This is a genomic window from Streptomyces sp. HPF1205 (assembly GCF_020400825.1).
In the GTDB taxonomy this organism is placed as follows: Bacteria; Actinomycetota; Actinomycetes; order Streptomycetales; family Streptomycetaceae; genus Actinacidiphila.
In genome coordinates, this window is the sequence record NZ_JAINVH010000019.1 from 94,058 (window position 1) to 116,096 (window position 22,039).

At 71.8% G+C, this 22,039-nt stretch carries 20 protein-coding genes; 13 read left to right on the forward strand and 7 right to left on the reverse strand.

The genetic code is table 11. The features are described from left to right. Positions 1-18: 18 nt before the first annotated feature. Genes pcaH through K7G61_RS22025 form a run of 5 tightly spaced genes read left to right on the forward strand, consistent with a single transcriptional unit; the run spans position 19 to position 5,253 of the window. Complete coding sequence (pcaH, locus tag K7G61_RS22005; protein WP_374204199.1) at positions 19-780, forward strand: protocatechuate 3,4-dioxygenase subunit beta; 762 nt, start codon at positions 19-21, stop codon at positions 778-780. Further along, entirely contained in the window at positions 777-1,358 is a 582-nt protein-coding gene (pcaG, locus tag K7G61_RS22010) for a protocatechuate 3,4-dioxygenase subunit alpha (protein WP_225848641.1), read from the forward strand. Before pcaH ends, pcaG begins: the two co-directional genes overlap by 4 nt. A gap of 31 nt (positions 1,359-1,389) precedes the next feature. Beyond that, positions 1,390-2,760 carry a 3-carboxy-cis,cis-muconate cycloisomerase gene (pcaB, locus tag K7G61_RS22015; RefSeq protein WP_225848685.1) on the forward strand — a complete coding sequence of 457 codons (1,371 nt, stop codon included), beginning with the start codon at positions 1,390-1,392 and terminating at the stop codon, positions 2,758-2,760. Between the two features lie 8 nt (positions 2,761-2,768). Beyond that, the gene (pcaD, locus tag K7G61_RS22020; protein WP_225848642.1) at positions 2,769-4,061 is read left to right on the forward strand and encodes a 3-oxoadipate enol-lactonase; all 1,293 of its coding nucleotides are present in this window, start codon (positions 2,769-2,771) and stop codon (positions 4,059-4,061) included. Beyond that, the gene (locus K7G61_RS22025; RefSeq protein ID WP_225848643.1) at positions 4,051-5,253 is read left to right on the forward strand and encodes a 4-hydroxybenzoate 3-monooxygenase; all 1,203 of its coding nucleotides are present in this window, start codon (positions 4,051-4,053) and stop codon (positions 5,251-5,253) included. Before pcaD ends, K7G61_RS22025 begins: the two co-directional genes overlap by 11 nt. Positions 5,254-5,296: 43 nt before the next feature. Here K7G61_RS22025 and K7G61_RS22030 read toward each other — a convergent pair whose 3' ends face one another. Next, positions 5,297-6,652, reverse strand: coding sequence for a DUF1593 domain-containing protein (locus tag K7G61_RS22030; RefSeq protein WP_225848644.1), 1,356 nt, complete (start codon positions 6,650-6,652; stop codon positions 5,297-5,299). Between the two features lie 473 nt (positions 6,653-7,125). Here K7G61_RS22030 and K7G61_RS22035 point away from each other — a divergent pair, with 473 nt between their 5' ends. Further along, positions 7,126-8,694 carry a DUF1593 domain-containing protein gene (locus K7G61_RS22035; RefSeq protein WP_225848645.1) on the forward strand — a complete coding sequence of 523 codons (1,569 nt, stop codon included), beginning with the start codon at positions 7,126-7,128 and terminating at the stop codon, positions 8,692-8,694. 217 nt (positions 8,695-8,911) lie between these two features. Next, positions 8,912-10,645, forward strand: coding sequence for a cellulose binding domain-containing protein (locus K7G61_RS37340; protein ID WP_374204201.1), 1,734 nt, complete (start codon positions 8,912-8,914; stop codon positions 10,643-10,645). Between the two features lie 114 nt (positions 10,646-10,759). On the opposite strand, the gene K7G61_RS22050 is transcribed toward K7G61_RS37340, so the two are convergent. The 5 genes from K7G61_RS22050 to K7G61_RS22070 form a co-directional block, all read right to left on the reverse strand. Further along, a complete protein-coding gene (locus K7G61_RS22050; protein WP_225848646.1) occupies positions 10,760-11,695 on the reverse strand; it encodes a PDR/VanB family oxidoreductase in 936 nt (311 codons plus the stop codon). Beyond that, positions 11,692-11,874: a hypothetical protein gene (locus K7G61_RS22055; protein WP_225848647.1), complete on the reverse strand. Its 183-nt coding sequence runs from the start codon at positions 11,872-11,874 to the stop codon at positions 11,692-11,694. The genes K7G61_RS22050 and K7G61_RS22055 overlap by 4 nt, the downstream gene beginning before the upstream one ends. After that, the gene (locus K7G61_RS22060) at positions 11,871-12,893 is read right to left on the reverse strand and encodes an aromatic ring-hydroxylating dioxygenase subunit alpha (protein WP_225848648.1); all 1,023 of its coding nucleotides are present in this window, start codon (positions 12,891-12,893) and stop codon (positions 11,871-11,873) included. Before K7G61_RS22060 ends, K7G61_RS22055 begins: the two co-directional genes overlap by 4 nt. A 110-nt stretch (positions 12,894-13,003) precedes the next feature. After that, positions 13,004-13,798, reverse strand: a complete 795-nt coding sequence (locus K7G61_RS22065) for an IclR family transcriptional regulator (protein WP_225848649.1) — start codon at positions 13,796-13,798, stop codon at positions 13,004-13,006. Further along, the gene (locus tag K7G61_RS22070) at positions 13,788-14,246 is read right to left on the reverse strand and encodes a MarR family winged helix-turn-helix transcriptional regulator (protein WP_225848650.1); all 459 of its coding nucleotides are present in this window, start codon (positions 14,244-14,246) and stop codon (positions 13,788-13,790) included. The genes K7G61_RS22065 and K7G61_RS22070 overlap by 11 nt, the downstream gene beginning before the upstream one ends. 76 nt (positions 14,247-14,322) lie before the next feature. Between K7G61_RS22070 and K7G61_RS22075 the strand changes: the two genes are divergently transcribed. The 5 genes from K7G61_RS22075 (at position 14,323) to K7G61_RS22095 (ending at position 19,202) form a co-directional block, all read left to right on the forward strand. Continuing rightward, positions 14,323-15,270 (forward strand): SDR family NAD(P)-dependent oxidoreductase, encoded by a 948-nt coding sequence (locus K7G61_RS22075; protein WP_225848651.1) that lies wholly within the window; start codon positions 14,323-14,325, stop codon positions 15,268-15,270. A 14-nt stretch (positions 15,271-15,284) separates the two neighbouring features. Beyond that, positions 15,285-16,154, forward strand: coding sequence for an amidohydrolase family protein (locus tag K7G61_RS22080; protein ID WP_225848686.1), 870 nt, complete (start codon positions 15,285-15,287; stop codon positions 16,152-16,154). A gap of 11 nt (positions 16,155-16,165) precedes the next feature. Next, a complete protein-coding gene (locus K7G61_RS22085; RefSeq protein ID WP_225848652.1) occupies positions 16,166-17,662 on the forward strand; it encodes a long-chain fatty acid--CoA ligase in 1,497 nt (498 codons plus the stop codon). A 29-nt stretch (positions 17,663-17,691) separates the two neighbouring features. After that, complete coding sequence (locus tag K7G61_RS22090; RefSeq protein WP_225848653.1) at positions 17,692-18,159, forward strand: MaoC family dehydratase; 468 nt, start codon at positions 17,692-17,694, stop codon at positions 18,157-18,159. A gap of 92 nt (positions 18,160-18,251) precedes the next feature. Continuing rightward, entirely contained in the window at positions 18,252-19,202 is a 951-nt protein-coding gene (locus K7G61_RS22095) for a PaaX family transcriptional regulator C-terminal domain-containing protein (RefSeq protein ID WP_225848654.1), read from the forward strand. 75 nt (positions 19,203-19,277) lie between these two features. Here the strand turns inward: K7G61_RS22095 and K7G61_RS22100 are convergent, their stop codons facing one another. Then, positions 19,278-20,174 carry a PaaX family transcriptional regulator C-terminal domain-containing protein gene (locus K7G61_RS22100; protein WP_225848655.1) on the reverse strand — a complete coding sequence of 299 codons (897 nt, stop codon included), beginning with the start codon at positions 20,172-20,174 and terminating at the stop codon, positions 19,278-19,280. A gap of 275 nt (positions 20,175-20,449) precedes the next feature. On the opposite strand from K7G61_RS22100, the gene K7G61_RS22105 reads away from it, so the two are divergent. Further along, a complete protein-coding gene (locus K7G61_RS22105; protein ID WP_225848656.1) occupies positions 20,450-22,036 on the forward strand; it encodes an ABC transporter substrate-binding protein in 1,587 nt (528 codons plus the stop codon). Positions 22,037-22,039 lie beyond the last annotated feature (3 nt).

Sequence of the window (22,039 nt, forward strand, 5' to 3'; positions counted from 1 at the left end):
TTCCCAAGGAGGTATGACATGAGCGAACTCACCCATCAGGACGTCATCGACGCCGAGATGGCGGCGGTCCGGCCGGACGGCGGCGCGCACCCGTCGCGGTCGTACGGCCCCTACCGCAGCACCGCGCTGCGCCATCCCGTACAGCCGCTGGTGGTGGTCGAGGACCCCGAGGCGGTGGAGCTGACCGGGCCGGTCTTCGGGCACACCGACGTGACCGCGCTCGACAACGACCTGACCCGGCAGCACCCCGGTGAGCCGCTGGGCGAGCGGATCACCGTCACCGGCAGGGTGCTCGACAGCGGCGGCCGTCCGGTGCGCGGCCAGTTGGTCGAGATCTGGCAGGCCAACGCCTCGGGCAGGTACGCGCACCAGCGCGACCAGCACCCCGCGCCGCTCGACCCGAACTTCACCGGCGTGGGGCGCTGCCTGACCGACGGCGAGGGCGGGTACGCCTTCACCACGGTCAAGCCGGGCGCGTACCCGTGGCGCAACCACCTGAACGCCTGGCGCCCGGCCCACATCCACTTCTCGCTGTTCGGCACCGCCTTCACGCAGCGCCTGGTCACCCAGATGTACTTCCCCGGCGACCCCCTCTTCCCGTACGACCCGATCTACCGGTCCGTCACCGACCCCGCCGCCCGTGAGCGGCTGGTCGCCGAGTACGTGCACGAACTCTCGCGGCCCGAACAGTCGCTGGGCTACCGCTTCGACATCGTCCTGGGCGGCCCGAGGGCCACCTGGACCGAGCAGCAGGACCGGCAGGGGGACGACGCCGCATGAACGAGAAGGTCACCGCCGGGCAGATCACCCCCTCGCAGACCGTCGGCCCCTTCTACGGCTACGCCCTGCCGTTCACGGGCGGGGGCGACCTCGCGCCGCCCGGCGACCCGCGCGGGATCACACTGCACGGGCGGGTCCTGGACGGGGAGGGCGCCCCAGTGCCCGACGCGCTGCTGGAGTTCTGGCAGGCGCACCCGGACGGCTCACGGACCGGCGCCCCCGGTTCGATGCGCCGCGACCCGGTGACCGGCGCGGTACTCGGCCGCCACGGCGTCGACTTCACGGGCTTCGGGCGCGTCTCGGTGGACGCGGACGGCCACTACGCGCTGCGCACCCTGCCACCGCCTCCCGACGCGCCCTACATATCTGTCGCGGTGTTCGCCCGGGGCCTGCTGCTGCACCTGTACACGCGTGCCTACCTGCCCGGAAGGCACGAGGACGACGCGCTGCTGCGCGGTCTCCCGCCGGAGCGCCGCGCAACTTTGCTGGCCGTGCCGGAGCGCGAGGGCGTCCACCGCTTCGACATCCGCCTGCAGGGGGGAGCCGGAGAGGAGACGGTCTTCCTTGAGTTCCGCTGACCTGGCCGCGAACGGTGCCGCGGGCGAACCGGTGGCTGGTCCGGCCGGTCCGGCGCCGGAGGTCCCCGCCGATGTCGGGCTGCTGTCCCCCGGGTGGGCCGGCTCGCCCGTGGAGGCCGCGACCGGCGACCACGCCTTCCTGCAGGCCATGCTCGACGCCGAGGCCGCGCTGGCCCGCGCCCGGGCCGAACTCGGGCTCACTCCCGCATGGGCCGCCGATGCGGTCGGCGCGGCGGCCCGCGCGGACCGCTTCGACGCCCGCTCGATCGCTCTGCGCTCGCCGGCCGGGGGCAACCCGGTGATCCCGCTGGTCGCCGACCTCACCGAGGCCGTCGGGGGCGACGCCGCCGCCCACGTCCACCGGGGCGCGACAAGTCAGGACATCCTGGACTCCGCGCTCATGCTGGTGGCCGCGCGCGCCCGCCGGCTGATCGTCGCCGATCTCGACCGCAGCGCCGCCGCGCTCGCGGCCCTGGCCGCCGCGCACATCGCCACGCCGATGCCGGGCCGCACGCTCACCCAGCACGCGGTGCCGACCACCTTCGGGCTCAAGGCCGCGGGCTGGCGGCACCTGGTCCTGGACGCCCGGGACCGGCTCGCCGCCGTCGAACTGCCCGCCCAACTGGGCGGCGCCGCGGGCACGATGGCCGCCTTCGGGGACCGGGCGCTCGATCTCGGCAGCGGTTACGCCCGGCGGTTGGGCCTCGCGGAACCGCTGCTGCCGTGGCATGTGCTGCGCACTCCCGTCGCGGAGCTGGGCGCCGCCCTGGCCCTGGCCGGCGGCGCGCTCGGCAAGATCGCCGCCGATGTGCTGGTCCTGTCCCGTACGGAGATCGGCGAGCTGGCGGAGGGCGCCGGCGGCGGCTCGTCGGCCATGCCGCACAAGGCCAACCCCGTCCGGGCCACCCTCATCGCCTCGGCCTCGCGGCGGCTGCCGCAGCTCGCGGCGGTGCTGTTCGCCTCGATGGCCGCCGAGGACGAGCGGCCGGCCGGCGCCTGGCACACCGAATGGGAGGCGCTACGCGAGGCGCTGCGCCTGACCGGTGGAGCGGCGCGCCACGCCGCGGAACTGACCGCGGACCTGCGGGTGCACGAGGGCCGGATGCGCGCCCACCTCGGCGCGACGCGCGGCCTGATCGTCTCCGAGCGCCTGGCCGCGGCCTTCGAGCCGCTGGTCGGGCGGGCCGAGGCGCGCCGGCTGCTCACCCGCGCCTCACGGGCGGCCGCCGCCGACGGCTTGGAGCTGCGTGAGGCGCTCGCCGGCGACCCGGCCCTGGCCGGCCTGATCGCACCGGAACGGTTGCGGGACCTGCTCGACCCCGCCGGCTACCTCGGCGCGGCCCCGGCGCTCACCGACCGGGCCCTGCGCCGCACACCGCGGCCCCAGTCCTCCGACCGGTAGGAACCGTGATGTCATCACCAAAACCACTGGAACCGACGAAACCGCCGAAGGCCCCGAGCGGTCCGCCGGCGCTCCACCACCGCGCGGACGGCCGCGAGGACGCGCCGCCGCTGCTCCTCGGCCCGTCGCTGGGCACCTCCGTGCGCCTGTGGGACGCGCTCGTCCCGGCGCTGTCCCGCGGGCACCGGGTGATCCGCTGGGACCTCCCGGGCCACGGCGGCACGCCCGCTTCGGCGCTGCCGGACCCCCGGCCCGGCCGGACCACCGTCGCCGACCTCGGCGGGCTCGTGCTCGCCCTCGCCGACGCGCTCGGCGTGGAGCGCTTCGCCTACGCCGGCGTCTCCCTGGGCGGCGCGGTCGGCATCTGGCTGGCCGTCCACCACCCCGACCGGGTCGCCTCGCTGACCGCCGTGTGCTCCTCCGCCCGCTTCGGCGAACCGGACGGCTGGCGGGAACGGGCAGCGCTGGTACGGCGGGAGGGCCTGGAGCGGCCGACCGCCACCGCGCCCGGGCGCTGGTTCACCCCGGCCTTCGCCGAGACGCACACCGCCGCCGAACTGGTGGCGGATCTGCGCGCCGCCGATCCGGCCGGCTACGCTGCCTGCTGCGACGCGCTGGCCGCCTACGACATGCGCGCCGAGCTCGGCCGCGTCCGGGCGCCCGCGCTCGTCGTCGCCGGCCGCGAGGACCCCGCAACGCCCCGGGCCCACGCCCGCGAGCTGGCCGACGGCATTCCCGGCGCGGCTCTGGTCGAGATCCCCGGCGCCTCGCACCTCGCCCCCGCCGAGCGGCCCACGCGGGTGCTCGGCGCGCTGCTCCCCCACCTCGGCCCGGCGCCGCGCGCCCTCGCGACGACCCACGACGAGGCGCACGCTGCGGGCATGGCGGTGCGCCGCGCCGTCCTCGGCGACGCGCACGTCGACCGGGCGGTGGCCGGGACCACCCCGTTCACCGCGCCGTTCCAGGACCTGATCACCCGTTACGCCTGGGGCGAGATCTGGACCCGGCCGGGCCTGGACCGGTACACCCGCAGCTGCGTCACCCTCACCGCCCTGGTCGCCCTCGGCCACCACGAGGAACTGGCCATGCACGTCCGCGCGGCACGTGCCAACGGCCTGACCGCCGAGGAGATCGGGGAAGTGCTGCTGCAGACCGCGATCTACTGCGGTGTCCCCGCCGCGAACTCCGCCTTCACCGTCGCGAGCCGCGTCCTGGCCGAACTCCCCGACACCGCGGGGCCCACCGGACGCGGCGAAGCCGCCGGACCCGCTGACCGAGAAAGGCCCACCGATGAACCGTAGCGAGCCCGCCCGTACCACCGTCGGCATCGTCGGCGGCGGCCCCGCCGGGCTGCTGCTCGCGCGGCTGCTGCACCGGGCCGGTGTGGACTGCGTGGTCCTGGAGAGCAGGGACCGCGGCTACGTCGAGCAGCGCCAGCGTGCCGGGATCCTGGAGCAGGCCACCGTCGACGCCCTGCGCGCCAGCGGCGCCGGCGACCGGCTCGACCGGAAGGGCCTGGTCCACGACGGCATCGAACTGCGCTGGGACCGGCGCGGCCACCGGATCGACTTCCCCTCCCTGACCGGAGGCCGCAGGGTCTGGGTCTACGCCCAGACCGAGGTCGTCAAGGACCTGATCGCGCTGCAACTCCACGACGGGCCGCCGCTGCTGTTCGGCGCCACCGCCGAGTCGGTCAGCGGCGCCGATACCGACCGCCCCGTCATCCACTACGTCCACGAGGGCCGGCGGCGCAGTCTCGCCTGCGACTGGGTGGTCGGCTGCGACGGCTTCCACGGCGTCGTCCGCCGGGCGGTACCCGGGAGCGAACTGCGCACCTTCGAACGCACCTACCCGTACTCGTGGCTCGGCGTCCTGGCCGACGTCCCGCCGTCGTGCGACGAACTGATCTACGCCCACTCACCGCGCGGTTTCGCCCTGCACAGCATGCGCTCCACGACGGTCAGCCGGCTGTACCTCCAGGTCCCCAACGGCACCGAGCCGTCGTCCTGGAGCGATACGCGGATCTGGGAGGAGCTGGAGGCGCGCTTCGCCGTGGACGGCGACTGGCGGCTGGAGCGCGGCCCGATCACGCAGAAGGCGGTGCTGCCGATGCGCAGCTTCGTCACCGAGCCCATGCGCTGGGGCCGTGTGCTGCTGGCCGGCGACGCCGCCCACATCGTGCCGCCCACCGGGGCGAAGGGACTCAACCTGGCGGCAGCGGACGTCATCGTGCTGGCCAGGGCGCTGGCCGCGCTCCACGACACCGGCTCCACGGCGCTGCTGGACGCCTACTCCGACACGTGTCTGCGCAGGGTGTGGCGGGCCGAGCACTTCTCCTGGTTCATGACCACCACCCTCCACGCGGACCCCGGGCAGGACGGCTTCACCACCCGTCTCCAGCTCTCCCAACTGGACCGCATCGCCGCCTCACCGCACGCCGCCGCCGAACTGGCCGAGAACTACACCGGCCTGCCCCTCGTACCCCCGTCCTGAGCGAGCACGGCAGCGGCAGGAGGCCGGCGGACCGCACGGACGCTCAGTCGCGTGCGGGCGCGGTGCAGCGGTCCATCCGTTCGGCGAACTCACCGAGGTAGTCCGCCCGCCATTGGCTGACGTGCTTCGCGCCGGCCCAGGGGCCCTCGGCGAAGGCCGGATCCTGGTCGTCGGTCCACCAGCGGGGGTGCACCGAGGACGGCGTGCCGGCGCGCTCCGCGGGCGGTGGGACGGCCGTGACCGCACCGGTCAGGCCGTCCAGGGCGGGGTGATCGCTCCGGATGACGTACGGCCACACCTTCGGATCACGCGGGGAGAAACGGAACCGCAGCGTGCTCCCCTCGTTCACGGCGGCCGGGAACGGGCCCTGGACCCGGTTGTCGATCACCATGTGCGCGGTGTTGTCCGGTCCGTAGCCCTCGGGAACGGGCAGCGCGAACTCGACGACGCCGTAGACCTCCGCGGTGTCCTGCGCGGTGGTCAGGCGGTCGAAGACGGTCTTCCTGCCGTCCCATACGCGGACGTAACTGCCGCCCCAGCTCGGCCGGGTCGGGTTCCGGGTGCCGTTCAGGTACCAGACCACGGACGGGCTGTCGCCCATCTTCAGCTGCGCCGACCGCGCGGCGAAGAAGTCGCCGAGGGCGCCGTGCCCCGCGACATGTTGTGCGACGAAGGCGGTGCCGCCCCACTCGCCGCTCTGGTCCCCGCCGGTGAAGAAGCCGCGGTAGGTCGCGTTGGACTCGATCATCCACAGCCCGGGATGGTGGGTCTCGATGTAGTTGTAGGCGTTCACGGCCCACAGCTTGTTCGGGCCGCCGATGTAGTACACGCGCAGCTTCGGCAGGATGTCGGGGGCATCGTGCAGTGCCTGGGCGAGGTCGTCGATGCCGCCCCACACCAGGACGTCGAGTGGTCGGGTGTCCCTGCGCCGTGCGCACTCCACGATCCATCGGGAGCCTTCGGTCGGCGCGCTGTGGCCCGGGTCGGCGGCCGGGTCGTGCGCGCCCTGCTTGCTGATCGCGCGCAGCCGCCCGGGGGACGGGTAGTGCGGGGAGTACGTCCTCAGATGGGGGTGGTCGTGTTCGTAGGCGTCGATGACGCGCAGGATGTCGTCCTTGGTCCCCGGGCCGAACGGTGAGGACACCAGCCCTTCGATGTCGAAGCGGTCGGCGTGGAGCAGGAGATGCACCATGGACTGGAAGTCGTCGAAGTCCGTACCGCCGATGTCCGTGGACACCAGCAACCGCGGGCGGCTCTGGTCACCGCCCGCGCCGCGGGTCCCCGGCCGCGCCGCGGCGTAGGCACCCGTAGCGGTCGCGCCCGCGAGCCCCGTTCCGACCAGGGCGCCTGCCGCCGACCGGGCCGCCTGCCCCAGAAACTCACGCCGTCTCATCGCCATTGCCGAAAACCTCCCGGGAGGAGTGAGGTGTGCCGTGCCGGCGGGTCGCCCCGTTCGCCGCACGGCCGCATGAGGTCGTTTCGCCGCATGGTGAGCGGGATCGGGTGGCGACGGGAGGCGTGGGCGCCGCGTTGGACGTCGTCGGTCATGATGGCGACGGGAGTGACATGGGGCAATAACCACCCACGATCGAATATATATTCAGACCGTCCGTATCCCCCACCCCCGAGCATCTGCGCGCAGACACGTTCTGAATATCTATTCTCTGATGAACAGTTATTGCCTGACGTCACTCCCGTCGCCATCATTGCCGACGACGTACGCAGCGGCGCCCGTGCCTCCCGTCGCCATCGACGCGGGCAGCTACGGCCCCGGCCGGCCGACCGGCGCACAGGAGGCCGACGGCACCGCGGCGTTCCCCCGACACACGTCACGCGCCCCACCACGGCCGTGACGAGGCAAGGAGCCAGCCGATGCCCCGACCGGAAGAGCCGCGTCCCGCCGACGGAACCCCTGCCGCCCGACGATCGCGGCGGGCATGGGCGGTGCTCCCGGTGGCCCTCACCGCCCTCGCGGCCGTGCTGTCCGTGGATCCCGCCTACGCCGGTACCGCCCAGCACGACGACTGCGGTCCTTCCACCGGCGCCGCGGCAACCGCTCTCGCGGACCTGACCCATGCCGCCGTTCCGCGGCCCCGGGTCATCGTGACGACCGACGGCGAGATCGACGACAAGGCGTCCTTCCACCGCTTCCTGCTCTACAGCGACGAGTTCGACGTCCAAGGTCTCATCTACACCAGCTCACGGTTCCACTGGGCGGGCAACGGAAGCACCATTCCCTCCCACGGCCACTGGGGCGGGACCACCTGGATGACGGACATGATCAACGGCGGCTACGCGCAGGTGTATCGGAACCTGGCCGCACAGGATCCGCGCTACCCCACACCCGCACGCCTGTCCGGCGTCGTACGAGTGGGCAACATCGAGAACGTCGGCGACATGGCCGCGGACACCCCGGGTTCGGACCTCATCAAGCAGAAACTGCTCGACGACCGGCCCGGACCCCTCTGGCTCGATACCTGGGGCGGAACCAACACCATCGCACGTGCCCTGAAGTCCATTCAGGACGAGTACTCCGGCACCGCGGCCTGGCCGGAGATCTACCGCAAGGTGTCGCGGAAGGCCTTCGTCTACGTCATCCTCGACCAGGACACCACCTACAAGGACTACATCGCGACGAACTGGCCGGACATCCGGTTGATCATGAACAACGACCAGTTCCAGCCGATGGCCTACAAGTGGAAGAGCCGCGTCCCCGCACCGCTGCAGACCTACTTCCAGGGACCCTGGATGACGGGGAACATCGTCCAGGGACCCCTGGCCCAGGACTATCCGGTCGGGCCGATCCACGCGGGCGGCAGCGACTTCGGTCCGGGAGAGTTCATCTCCGAGGGCGACTCGCCGTCCTTCATGAACGAGATACCGACCGGCCTGCGCAGCGCCGAGGACCCGACGTACGGAGGATGGGGCGGCCGCTTCGCCCAGGTGGGACCGCACCTGTGGACGGACCTGCCGGCATACCTGGGGCAGTCCGGTGACCAGGTGCGTGACCTCGACCCGTACACCGGGGCGGACGACAGGGCCTACCCCCAGGCCCGCTGGACCGACGCCTTCCAGAACGACTTCGCCGCACGTGTCGCCTGGACGACGGCCCCCGACCACGCGCACGCGAACCACGCGCCCGTCGCGTACGTACCGCCCGGCCGGCTCGACATCGACGTCAGGCCGGGGCAGACGGTGCACCTGAACGGCATCGCCGCGGATCCCGACGGCGACGCCTGCACGAGCACCTGGTGGCAGTACCGCGAGGCCGGCACTTACCCAGGGGCGGTCCCGGTCACCGATTCCGCCACGCCGCACCCGTCGTTCACCGTGCCGGACGGCGCACGGCCCGGCCAGACGATCCACCTCGTCTTCCAGGTGACGGACAAGGGAACTCCGCCGCTGACCGGCTACCAGCGGGTCATCGCGACGGTGAGGTGACAGCGGAAACGGGAGCACTCCCCTCCGGCGGGCAAGGATTGACGGTGTCACCTCAACGCCATAAGATATGATACATCGCGTATCTGACGCTATGTCAGCAATTGTCGATCACATGCCGATCCGCCGGATACGCCGCACGTGCACCAAGATCACACGCACTTGCTGAAACTGCCCTCGCGGCAGTCCCCCCACATCACCTCCAGAGAGAGGTCCACGCATGATCAGGCACACTCCCGCCGTCTCGTCACGGCGCGAGAGGACCGGCGTCACCATGAAGAGGAAGGCGTTCGCCGCCGTGGCGGTGGCCGCGCTCGCCTCGGCGGGCGCCCTGGTCGCGGTCGGCTCGCCGGTCTCGCAGGCGGCGGCTTCGACCGTGTCCCCGGCGCTGAACAGCAACGCCCTGTACGTGGCGCCGGGTGGAAGCGCGAGCGCTCCGGGCACGCAGTCCTCCCCGACGACGCTCGCCAACGCGGTCACCAAGATCTCCGCGGGCGGCACGATCTACATGAGGGGTGGCACGTACAACCTCTCGTCACCGATCGAGATCCAGGCCGGCAACAGCGGCAGCTCCGGCGCGCTGAAGGAGATATCCGCCTACCCCGGTGAGACACCGGTGCTCAACTTCTCCGGCGAGGACGCGAGTTCGTCCGACCGCGGGATCCAGCTCAACGGCAGCTACTGGCACCTGTACGGCCTGACCGTCGAACACGCCGCCGACAACGGCATCTTCGTCGGCGGCAGCCACAACGTCGTCGAGCGCGTGGTGACCGCCTACAACCGCGACACCGGACTGCAGATCTCCCGGCCCGGCTCCAGCACCCCGCAGTCCCAGTGGCCGGCGAACAACCTGATCATCAGCTCCGAGTCGCACGACAACCGCGACTCCACCGGCGAGAACGCCGACGGATTCGCCGCCAAGCTCACCGTGGGCTCAGGGAACGTGTTCCGCTACGACGTGTCCCACAACAACGTCGACGACGGCTGGGACCTGTTCACCAAGCCCGAGACCGGTCCCATCGGCCCCGTGACCATCGAGAACTCGCTCTCCTACGACCAGGGCACCCTCTCCGACGGCAGCGGAAGCTCGAACGGCGACAAGAACGGCTTCAAGCTCGGCGGCGACAGCATCCCGGTCAACCACATCTTCCGGAACAACATCGCCTACGGCAACGGCGCCAAGGGCATCGACTACAACAGCAACCCCGGCACCATAACCGTGTCGAACAACGTCAGCGTCAACAACAGCCAGAGCAACTTCTACTTCGCCGCCGGCACCTCGGTGTTCCGGAACAACACCTCCTGCCGGTTCAGCAGCGGCAGCGCCAACGACAAGATCGTCGGCAACACCGACGGCTCCAACCAGTTCTGGTCCGGCTCCAACGGGTCCCGCTGCTCCAACTACAACGGCGGGCTCGGCTGGCACTTCGCCTCCGACGGCAGCCTTGTCGTCACCTTCGGCGGCACGCAGGTGACAGGCGGCACCACCACCGGGGGCACGACGACCGGCGGCAGCACCACATCGGGCGGCACCACCACCGGCGGTACGACCACCGGCGGTACGACCACTGGTGGCACCACGACGGGCGGGACCACCACATCGGGCGGTACGACGACCGGCGGCACCGGCGGGTCCGGCTGCAAGGTCACGTACACCCCGAGCACCTGGCCCGGCGGGTTCACCGCCAACGTGACCGTCGCCAACACCGGCTCCACCGCCGTCAACGGCTGGAAGGTCGGCTTCACCCTGCCCTCGGGACAGGCCGTCACCAGCGCCTGGAGCGCCACCATCAGCCCCACCTCCGGCTCGGTGACCGCCACCAACGTCGACTACAACGCCCAGATACCCGCCGGCGGCAGCCAGTCCTTCGGCTTCCAGGGCACCTACACCGGCAGCACCTACACCCAGCCCACGAAATTCACCCTCAACGGCACCGCCTGCACCACCGGTTGAGCCCCACCTGAACCATCGGCTGAGCCGGCGGTTCAGCCCCGCGGCCGGGATCCCCACCGGATCCCGGCCGCATCGCGGTCACCGCCCGGGAAGCCGGACGTGCCTGCCGTGAGGTCACAGGTCCAGGGTCAGACGGCCGCCGGGGACACGGCAGCGGGAGACGCAGATCATCATCGTCTCGTTGGCGGCACGTTCCCCGTCGGTGAGGACGCAGTCGCGGTGGTCGGCCTCGCCGGAGAGGATGTCGGTCTCGCAGGTGCCGCAAGTGCCTTCCGTACAGGAGTACAGGACGGACACGCCCGCCTGCTGAACCGTCTGCAGGATGCTGCGGCCCGGCGGTACGGTCAGCAGCATCCCGGACCGGGCGAGTTCGACCGTGAAGGCCGTATCGCCGCTGGTGTCGGCGGCGGAGGCGGGGGCGGTGAAGCGTTCCAGGCGCAGGACGGAGGACGGGACCCGCGACTGAACGGCTTCCAGCAGCGGCGCCGGGCCGCAGGCGTAGACCAGTTCGCCCGGACGGAGCCCGTCCAGGTAGCTGTCCAGGGGGAGGTGGCCGGTGACGAGGGTGACGCGCCCGTCGGGGTGGCATCGCGTCAGTTCGTCGACGAAGGCCATGGAAGCGCGGGAGCGTCCGCCGTACAGCAGGGACCACTGCGAGGAGGCGGCCGTCGCGGCGGCCAGCATGGGCAGGATCGGGGTGATGCCGATGCCTCCGGCGACGAAGCGGTGGCGTGGCGCCGGCTCCAGCGGGAAGTGGTTGCGCGGGCCGCGGGCCCGCACCCTGGTTCCGGGCCGCAGGGAGGCGTGGACGAAGTCCGAGCCGCCCCGCCCGTCCGCCTCGCGCAGGACGGCGATCCGCCACTGCCGCGCGCCGGGCGCGCCGCACAGCGAGTACTGGCGCTCCAGGCCCTCGGCCAGCAGCAGGTCCACGTGCGCGCCGGGCTGCCAGTCGGGCAGGGCCCGGCCGTCGCTGCGGCGCAGCGTCAGGGACACCACGCCGACCGCTTCCTCGCGCCGGTCGGCGACGGTCAGTTCGATGGTGTCGTTCACCGGGGGACCTCCTCGCGGGTGGGGTGGTCGGGGTGGGCGTGCATCCAGTCCCACATCTCGACGGGGTCCTGGCACTCGTGCTCCGCGCCGCAGTGGCAGGTCCCGAGCAGGACGTCGGTGCCCGGGAGCCAGCGGACGCGCAGGACGGCCGGGGTCGAGGACGGGCGCCCCGCGCTCATCGCGCGGCCGGCTCGGCCAGCCGGGCCAGGATGCGCCTGGCCGCCAGGCCGCCGGTGTCGATGTTGATGCTGAGTTCCTGGTAGCCCTCGGGCTCGGTGTCCAGGCAGCGCTGCAGCAGGTTGAGCGCGTCCACGTCCTGCATGACCACGGTGTGGTTGAAGTCCCTCAGGAAAGTGGTGACCTCCTCGTCCTCGACCGCGAAGTTCCGTGAGACGGCCCAGAAGTCGTAGACCTTGCCCGGCGCCGAGGGCGTGATCGCGTAGGTGATCTCGGTGCGGAACAGGGGGGTGTCCTGGCCGGTCGGGCTGATCCGGCTGTGCAGCAGGTACAGGCACGGCGCGAAGTACTCGATGTCCTGCAGCCGCTGGATGCGGCCCTCGATGCCGGTCGAGCGGGCGTAGAAGGGCGGGCACTCGGCGTCGGGCATGTGCCGGGAGACGCGCACGACACCCGCCTCCTCGTCGACCTCGGTCGTGATGGGGGTTTCGGCGACTTCCGGTGTGCCGATGTAGCCGCCGTGCAGGTAGGTCTCGTGGGAGAGGTCCATCAGGTTGTCGACCAGCAGGCCGTAGTCGCAGTCGATGGGCTCCATGCCGCTGACGGTGACCCAGCCCTCCTCGGCCAGGTGCGGGGCGCGCGGAATGCCGGCGGGATCGGCCTGCTCGGGGTCGCCGAGCCAGACCCAGACGAAGGAGTCGACCTCCGCCACCGGCCAGGAACGCACGCGCGCGGTACGGGGAACGCGCTTCTGGCCGGGGACGAAGACGCAGGTGCCGGTGGTGTCGTAGGTGAAGCCGTGGTAGCCGCAGACCACGTTGTCACCGTCGAGGCGGCTCGCGGACAGCGGGTAGCGGCGGTGCACGCACCGGTCGGAGAGGGCGACCGCCTCACCCTCCCCGGTGCGGTACAGCACGAGGGGTTCGCCCAGCACGGTGCGGCCCATCAGGTCGCGGCCCACCTCGGCGGACCAGGCGGCGACGTACCACTGGTTGCGGGCGAAGGCTGAATGCGTGGTCATGGCTGAAGTCCCGTCCCTGTACGGCGGAGCGCCGGTGCTCCGCGTGGGGCCAGGTTCCTGACCGCGCGCGGCCCCGGACAACAGGACTTCCGTCTGACGGAAGCCCGGGCTCAATTGGATACGGGTTGCCAGCCGAGGGCCCGTGAGATGCCGCGGCCGGCCACGCGGACGGCGGGGACGAGCGCGGGTGTCGGCGCGCCCGCGGCCGGCACGACGACCGATACGGCGGCGACAACGTCGCCGCGCGGGCCGCGCACCGGCGCGGCCACCGACAGCGCGTCCTCGGTGATCTGGCGGACGCTGACCGCGCAGCCGGTGCGCCGCACCTCGGCCAGCATCCGGCGCAGCCGGGCGGGGTCGGTGACGGTGAAGGGGGTGAACGCGGCCAGTTCCCCGGCGCAGTAGCGGTCCTGCAGAGCGGCGCCCCCGTGGGCCAGCAGCACCAGGCCGACCCCGGTGGCGTGCAGCGGCCAGCGGGCGCCGACCCGGCTGTGCACGCCCACGGCGGAGCGTCCCGAGATGCTCTCGGTGTAGACGACCTGCAGGCCGTCGCGCACCGCGAGCTGCACGTTCTCGTGGGTGGTCTCGTACAGGTCCTCCAGGAAGGGCATCGCGGCCTGGCGCAGGCCCACCCCGCGCGGGGCGAGCGCGGCGACCTCCCACAGGCGCAGGCCCACGTGGTAGAGGCCGTCCTCGGCGCGTTCGAGCGCGCCCCAGCCGGTGAGAGCGCCGACCAGCCGGTGTGCGGTGGGCAGGGGCAACGCGGCCCGCCGGGCGATCTCGGTGAGTGTCTGGGCGGTGTGCGCCTGGTCGAAGGAGCCGAGCACGTCGAGCAGCCGGTCGGCGGCCGTTCGCAGGGCGGCGCGGGAGCCGGGCCGGGAACCGGATGCCCGGTCAGCCGCCATCGGCCGGGTTCTCCGGCGGTTCGGCGATCCGCAGCAGCAGGCGGTGCAGTGTCCGGCGCTCCTGCGCGTCCAGGGGCGCCAGCAGTTCGTCGGTGACCCGGGCGCCGTCCTGTTCGCTCTCCTGGAGAAGGCGCTGCCCGGCCTTGGTGAGCACCACTATCCGGTTGCGCCGGTCGTTCGGGTCGGGCCGGCGTTCGGCCAGGTCGAGCCGCTGCAGGTCGTCGACCAGGCTGACGATGGCGCTGGGGTCGTAGCCGAGCCGGTCGCTCAGCTCCCGCTGCCGGGCCCCTTCCACCGCGGAGAGGTAGCGCAGCACGGCGTAGTGCCGCAGGCGCAGGCCGTGCTGCTCCAGGCTCGCGTTGAACAGGCTGCCGGAGCGCAGGCCCAGGCGGTACAGCAGGTATCCGGTGTCGGCGTGCAGGCCGCGCATCCAGGGTGCGTCGCTCATGGTGGCATCATCCCGCAGAACAACAGTAGAGGACAACTATTGACACCAACAATGATTGCTCTTAGCTTCTTTCTCCATGAGCGCTGAACCCACCACCCGCCCCTCCCCCGATCTCACCGGCAAGGTCGCCGTCGTCACCGGCAGCGGACGCGGACTCGGCCTCGCCTACGCCACGGCACTCGCCCGGGCCGGAGCGGCCGTCGTCGTCAACGACCTCGACGCGAAGGTCGCCGAGCAGGCCGCGCGGACCGTCGTCGAAGCCGGCGGCCGAGCCGTCGCCGAGGCGGTCGCCGTCGGCAGCAGCGAGGCCGCCGACCGCCTGGTCGCCCGTGCGGTCGGTGAGTTCGGGCGCCTGGACGTCATGGTCACCAACGCGGGGATCCTGCGCGACCGGGTGCTGTGGAAGATGACGGACGAGGACTTCGACGCCGTCATCGCCACCCACCTGCGAGGCACCTTCACCTGTGCCCGGGCCGCCGCGGTCCGCATGCGCGAGCAGGGCGAGGGCGGCACCCTCGTCCTGGTCGGCTCCCCGGCCGGACAGCGCGGCAACTTCGGCCAGACGAACTACGCCGCCGCCAAGGCCGGGATCGCCGCCATGGTCCGCACCTGGTCCATGGAACTGGCGCGCTCGGGCATCACCGTCAACGCGATCGTGCCGGTGGCGGCCACCGCCATGACCGAGACCATTCCCGCCTTCGCCCCCTTTGTCGAGCGGTGGCGGCAGGGGGAGCCGCTGCCCGACTTCCTGCGCAAGGGCGAGGGCTTCGGCACTCCCGAGGACTGCGCCGCGCTGCTGCCGTTCCTCGCCTCCGACGCCGCCCGTGACGTCACCGGCCAGTGCATAGGCATCGGCGGCGACCGGCTCACCCTCTGGTCGCACCCGCAGGAGACCGCCGTCGCCTACTCCGACGGAGGCTGGACCCCGCAGACGCTGGCCGCCGGCTGGCACGGCTCGGTCGGCCGCGAGCCGCAGTCGGTCGGCATTCCCGCGCCGCGCGTCCCCGAGGGGGAGGGCGCGTGAGCGGCGGCCGGCCGATGGATCCCGAACGGCTCGTGGCCATCGACGTGCACACCCACGCCGAGGTCTCCGCGCGGGGGAACGCGTCCCTGTCCGCCGAACTCGACACGGCCTCCGAGGCGTACTTCAAGGTCGAGGGCAAGCGCAAGCCCACCCTCCCCGAGATGGCCGCCTACTACCGCGAGCGGAACATGGCCGCCGTCGTCTTCACCGTCGACGCCGAGCACGCCACCGGCACCCCGCCCGTCCCGAACGAGGAGGTGGCCGAGGCCGCCGCCGCCAATCCCGACGTCCTCATCCCCTTCGCCTCCGTGGACCCGTTCCGCGGCAAGGCGGGCATCCGTCAGGCGCGGCGGCTGGTCGAGGAGTACGGCGTGCGCGGCTTCAAGTTCCACCCCAGCATCCAGGGTTTCTTCCCCAACGACCGGATGGCCTACGGACTCTACGAGGTCATCGAGGAGACCGGCACCGTCGCCCTCTTCCACACCGGCCAGACCGGCATCGGCGCGGGCGTCCCCGGCGGGGGCGGCATCAGGCTCAAGTACTCCAACCCGATGCACGTGGACGACGTCGCCGCCGACTTCCCGCAGCTGAGGATCATCCTCGCGCACCCCTCCTTCCCCTGGCAGGACGAGGCACTCGCGGTCGCCACCCACAAGCCCGGCGTGCACATAGACCTCTCCGGCTGGTCGCCCAAGTACTTCCCGCCGCAGCTCGTCCAGTACGCCAACTCGCTGCTGCAGGACAAGGTCCTCTTCGGCTCGGACTACCCCGTGCTCACTCCGGACCGCTGGCTCGCCGACTTCGCCAAGCTGCCCGTCAAGGACAGCGTCAGGCCCAAGATCCTCAAGGACAACGCCGCTCGGCTGCTGGGACTCACCTCCTGAAGGAGCCTCACATGCGCAACGAGGGCATCGGGTCCTGGCCCGCCCGCCGGGCCCGCAAGACCCCGCACCGCACCGCGCTCGTCCACGACGGGCACAGCCTCAGCTACGCCGACCTGCACGAGCGCAGCACGCGCCTGGCGCACGCGCTGCGCACCGCCGGCGTCCGCCGCGGCGACCGCGTCGCCTACCTGGGCCCGAACCACCCCGCCTACCTGGAGACCCTCTTCGCGACGGGCCTGCTCGGCGCGGTCTTCGTCCCCCTCAACACCCGCCTGGCCGCCCCCGAGATCGCCTACCAGCTCCAGGACAGCGGCGCCCGCGCCCTGCTCCACGCCCCCTCGTACGCCGCGCTCGTCCCGGCCGCCGTCCCGCTGACCGTCGAGACCGGCCCCGCGTACGAGGAACTTCTCGCCGCGGCGGCCACCGAGCCGATCGACGAGAACGTCACCCCGGACGAACTCTGCCTCATCATGTACACCTCGGGGACCACCGGCCGCCCCAAGGGGGCCATGCTCACCCACGCCAACCTCATCTGGAACGCCGTCAACGTCCTGGTCGACCACGACCTCACCGCCGACGAGCGGGCCCTGGTCTCCGCTCCGCTCTTCCACACGGCCGGGCTGAACATGCTCACCCTGCCCGTCCTGCTCAAGGGCGGCACATGCGTCCTCGTCGAGTCCTTCGACCCGGCGGCCACACTGGCGCTGATCGCGAACCACCGGATCACCTTCATGTTCGGTGTCCCCACCATGTTCGACCTCGTCGCGCGGCAACCCGGCTGGGCACAGGCGGACCTCTCCTCGCTCCGGCTGCTGACCTGCGGCGGCGCTCCGGTCCCGACCGCGCTCATCCGCACGTACCAGCAGCGGGGGCTCACCTTCCTCCAGGGCTACGGCATGACCGAGGCCGCGCCCGGCACACTGTTCCTCGACGCCGAGCACTCCGTCAGCAAGGCCGGCTCGGCCGGGGTGCCGCACTTCTTCAGTGACGTCCGCGTGCTCGGGCCCGACGGCCTGCCCGCCGCGGTGGGCGAGGTGGGCGAGGTGGTCGTCCGCGGCCCGCACGTCGGCCCCGGCTACTGGGGCCTGCCGGAGGAGACCGCGGCCGCCTTCCGCGACGGCTGGTTCCACAGCGGCGACGCGGCCCGCGTGGACGCGGACGGCTACATCACCATCGCCGACCGGATCAAGGACATGTACATCTCGGGCGGCGAGAACGTCTACCCGGCGGAGGTCGAGCACGCCATCCTGGCACTGCCCGGCGTGGCCGAGTGCGCGGTCATCGGCGTCCCCGACGCCCGCTGGGGCGAGACCGGCCGGGCCTTCGTCGTCCCGGCGGACGACGCGGCGCTCGTGCCCCGGGAGCTGCTGGCCGCGTTGAACGGCAGACTCGCCAAGTACAAGATCCCCACATCGGTGGTGCTGGTGGAACGGCTCCCGCGCACCGCCTCGGGAAAGCTTCTCAAGCACCTGCTCCGCGCAGAAGAGCACCGGCCGCACGACGGCTGACGGCCCCGGAAAGGCAAGGACCACCCACCATGACCACGCTCCCCACCACCACCGTCCACGGACTCGACGAGCTCAAGGCGCTCGCCGGCGCCGAGTTGGGCACCAGCGACTGGATCGAGATCACCCAGGAGCGCATCGACGGCTTCGCCGACGCGACCGGCGACCACCAGTGGATCCACACCGACCCCGAGCGCGCCGCCACGGGCCCCTTCGGCGCCCCGATCGCCCACGGGTACCTGACGCTGTCCCTGTTCATCCCGCTGTTCACCAGCCTGCTGGAGGTGGACGGGGTCAGCACCAAGGTCAACTACGGCCTGAACAAGGTGCGCTTCCCCTCCCCGGTCCGCGTCGGCTCCCGCATCCGCCTCACCGCGCGCCTGACGGAGGTCGAGGAAGTGCCCGGCGGTCTGCAGATCACCGTGGACGGCACCATCGAGATCGAGGGCGCCACCAAGCCGGCAGCGGTGCTGCAGAGTCTGTCGCGGTTCTACGCCTGAGCGGCCTCGGCCTCTCGCGCGAGTGCCCGGGCAGCGCCGGCCGGACCACGGCGGCCGGCCGGCTCTCCCGCGACCCCGGATAAGCTGTCGCCATGCCGATGGAGAAGCCGTCCCTGGAGAAGCCGTCCCTGGAGGCGCTGGTCCTGCGACGCGCGGAGGAGGGAAGCGCCCTTCCACGCCAGCAGACGGGGGCGTCGCCGCAGAGGCTGCTGACGACGCTGCTGGGCGAGTACTGGCTGGACAGCACGGCGGGCCTGCCGATGGGCGCGCTCATCGGCCTGCTGGCCGAGTTCGGCATCAGTGAGACCAGTGCGCGGGCGACGGCCAACAGGCTGGTCAAGCGGGGTGTCCTGGCGGCCGAGAAGTCCGGGCGGCAGTCGTACCTGCGGCTGAGCGACATCGGCCGGGAGGACAGCCGCCAGAAGAACGCCAGCATCATGCGGTTCGGCGCCGGGGTCGAGGACTGGGACGGCATGTGGACCGTCGCGGCCTTCAGCGTCCCCGAACAGGAACGTCATCTGCGCCACCGCGTGCGCAGCTACCTGCGATGGCTGGGCTTCGCCCCCCTGTTCGACGGACTGTGGGTGTCCGCGCACGCCCGCCCCGAGACGCTCACGCCCATCCTCCAGACCGCCGGTGTCGACAACTTGACGGTGCTGAGGGCTTCCGAGGCCGGCGGCGACTCCCCGCTGAGGGCATGGGATCTGGACGGCCTCGCCGCGTCGTACCGGCGCTTCCTCACCGACCAGCGGGAGTCGCTGGCACGGATGCGAGCCGGAACCATCACCCTGAGCGGCGCGCTGGTCGGCCGCACCAAGGTCTTCGACGCCTGGCGTGTCTTCCCCGGCATCGACCCGGGCCTGCCGGACAGGCTCCTGCCCGCCGACTGGCCGCGGGCGCAGGCCCGTGAGGTCTTCACCGCTTTGTTCGACGGGCTGGGACCACTCGCGGTGCTGCGGTTCCAGCAGGTCGTCGCGGAATACGACAGCGCTCTGGCCGAACTGGCCGAGCACCGCACGACCGCCGTGTGGGCAGCCTACTGAGAGGCGAGGCCGCTCGCGGCGAGCCGTTCGCACCTGCCGGGAGCGGCCTCGCACCGCGGGCGTCGTCGGCGCCGGTCAAGGCCGAGGCGCCGCCGGGGCCGCGGGCGCGGACCGGTCCAGGGACTGGAAGCGGGCCTGCGCGGCGGCGTCCTCGTCGTGCACGGCCATGATCTGCTTGACCCGCGTCTCGGCCGGCGGGCCAAGGGCGTTGTACGCCTGGGTGAACAGCGAGCGGGCCTGCCGGCGCGGCCAGTCGGCCGGCATGTGGTCGTTGGGGAGGCCGGGGTCGATGCCGGGAAACCGCCGGTAGGTGTCCATGAGACGGGTGCGTGCGACGAGCGCCTGCCGCGGGGTGACGCGACCGGCCCGTGCCTGGGCCAGCAAGGGACGCGTCTCGTCGATGAAGGAGGCGTACACCTCGGACAGCGCGTCCAGGTCCCAGGCGGCCAGTGGTGACCGCTCGGCCGTGAGGTCGCTGGTGCCGCGCAGGACCGTCGCCGTGAAGATGTTCAGTTCCTCCAGCACGGTACGTGCGTCGGCGGCGGTGGCGGAGGCGGACACCCACACCGCGTCGTAGAGCGGCGCGAAGCCGAACCAGCGCAGCCGTGAGCGCAGCAGGTGCCTGCTGCCGCGCCGGTCCTCGGGCACGCTGAAGGCGACGACGGTCCAGTGGCCGTCCCAGTCGGAGTCCAGGCCGAAGGCGGCGATGCGCCGACCGCCCTCGTTCACGCGCTCGGCCGCCTGGTCCTGAAGGCGGTAGAAGGTCTGGCGCCCCACCTTGCGGACCTCGACCACACCGCGCCGCAGCAACCGGTTGAGCGCGGCGCGCGCGCTGGCGCTGCTGATGCCGAACTCGGAGAGCAGGTCGATGAGCCCGGCCGACGACAGGTGCCGGTCGTAGTGGAGCCAGTAGTCACCCAGCAAGGTCACCAGCAGATGCTGGGGCGACGGCCCGTCCTGCACGCGGGGCATCGCCTGTTCCACGGCGTCCCGGTCCGGAGCCGAACGAGCCCTCGTGTCCACAGCGACACTCCCCCAACTCATCACACATGCAACGCCGAACGTCACAAGACATGACCACATAATCGAGATCAGCACCACGAATGTCAACGTCAGACGTGGTCTACGCCTGCGCGGCCCCTGGCCCTTGCGGATGAATCATATGTTGCACTTCTATTGACGCTCGTTACGTACGCGACTACGTTCGCCCCATCTCGTGGTCCCCGTCACAGCCGCTGAGGAGCGCAATGTACGGACTCATCCCCGCCTCCGGGCGGCGCCGCCCAAGACTCACCCGTCCACGTCTGGCGGCCGCGGCGGCGGCCTGCGCCATGCTGCTGGCAGGCTGCTCCGGCGGCGGGGCCGGTTCGCAGGCGAGTACCCAGCTGTCCCTCCAGTTCCCCGGCCCTCCCGTGAGCCTGGACCCGGCCAAGGCCGGCAACGGCGGTTCCACCGTCTTCGTCTCGCTCGCCTACGACCCGCTGATCTACCTGAGCGGCAACGGCCAGTTGGTGCCCGACCTGGCGACGAAGTGGGGCTTCACGGACGCCGGCAACAAGGTGTTCGAGCTGACGCTGCGGGACGGCGTGAAGTTCTCCGACGGTTCGGCGCTGAACGCCGCGGCGGCCGCCGCTTCCATGAACTACTTCCTCAAGGCCGGCGGCGGCCTGGTCGGCAAGGCCGGCCCCGTGGCGAAGATCGAGGCCGTCGCGCCGATGAGGATACGCATCACCTACAAGGCGCCCACCCCGGAGGCGGCGACGACGCTGACCCAGTACAACGGGCTGGGCAACCTCATCGGGCCGAAGGGGCTCGCCGACCCCGGCTCGCTGCTCACCTCCAGCGACGGCACCGGCCAGTACATCTACGACGGTGCCACCTCGGTCAGCGGCAACCGGTACGTGTACAAGAAGAACCCGCACTACTTCCAGCCCGCCGCACAGCACTTCGGCTCCGCGGTCGTCCGCGTCATCAACAACCCCAACGCCGTACTCTCCGCGGCCCGGACGGGCCAGGTCCAGTTCGCCGCCGGCAGCGCGAGCACCGCCGCGGCGGCCAAGAGCGCGGGCCTGAAGATCGACGCCGCGCCGTTCTTCAACTGGTCACTCAACCTGGTCGACCGCCAGGGCACCGTCGCCCCCGCCCTCGCCGACGTACGGGTGCGCCAGGCGATCGCGCTGGCCTTCGACCGCCCGGCCATCGCCAAGGCGATGGCCGGCCCCTACGCCGCCGGCAGCAACCAGGTGCTGCTTCCGGGCACCGACGGCTACGACAAGAACATCGGCTACGGCTACGACGTGGCGAAGGCGAAGTCCCTGCTGGCCGCGGCCGGTTACGCCAAGGGCATCAAGCTCACGGTTCTGACGGAGTCGCTCCTCGACGTCAACAACACCTACTCCCAGGCCATCGCCAACGCGCTGCAGGCCATCGGCATCGACGTCACGCTGAAGGTGCAGACCACGGGCATCGCCCAGTTCGCCGGCGACGCCCTGTCGAAGAAGTACGCCGCCATCATCTTCCCCACCGCCGGAGCCACCATGTCCGAGCTCGACGGGCAGATCATGAGCGGCCTGTTCAACCCCTTCAACTCCTCCGACAGCCAACTGGATTCGATCCTGCGGCAGGCCGCGGCGGCGACCGACCGCCAGACCCGCACGGCGCAGTACCAGAAGGCGTCCAAGCGGCTGGAAGACCTCGCCTGGACCGTGCCGATCTTCAGCACCCAGAGCATCGCGTACTCGGCGGCCGGCCTCCAGAACGTCCAGCTGTCCGTCCTCAATCCCAACCCCATGCCCGTGGGCCCCACCGCCGACCTCTCCTGGCGGCTGAAGTGACCC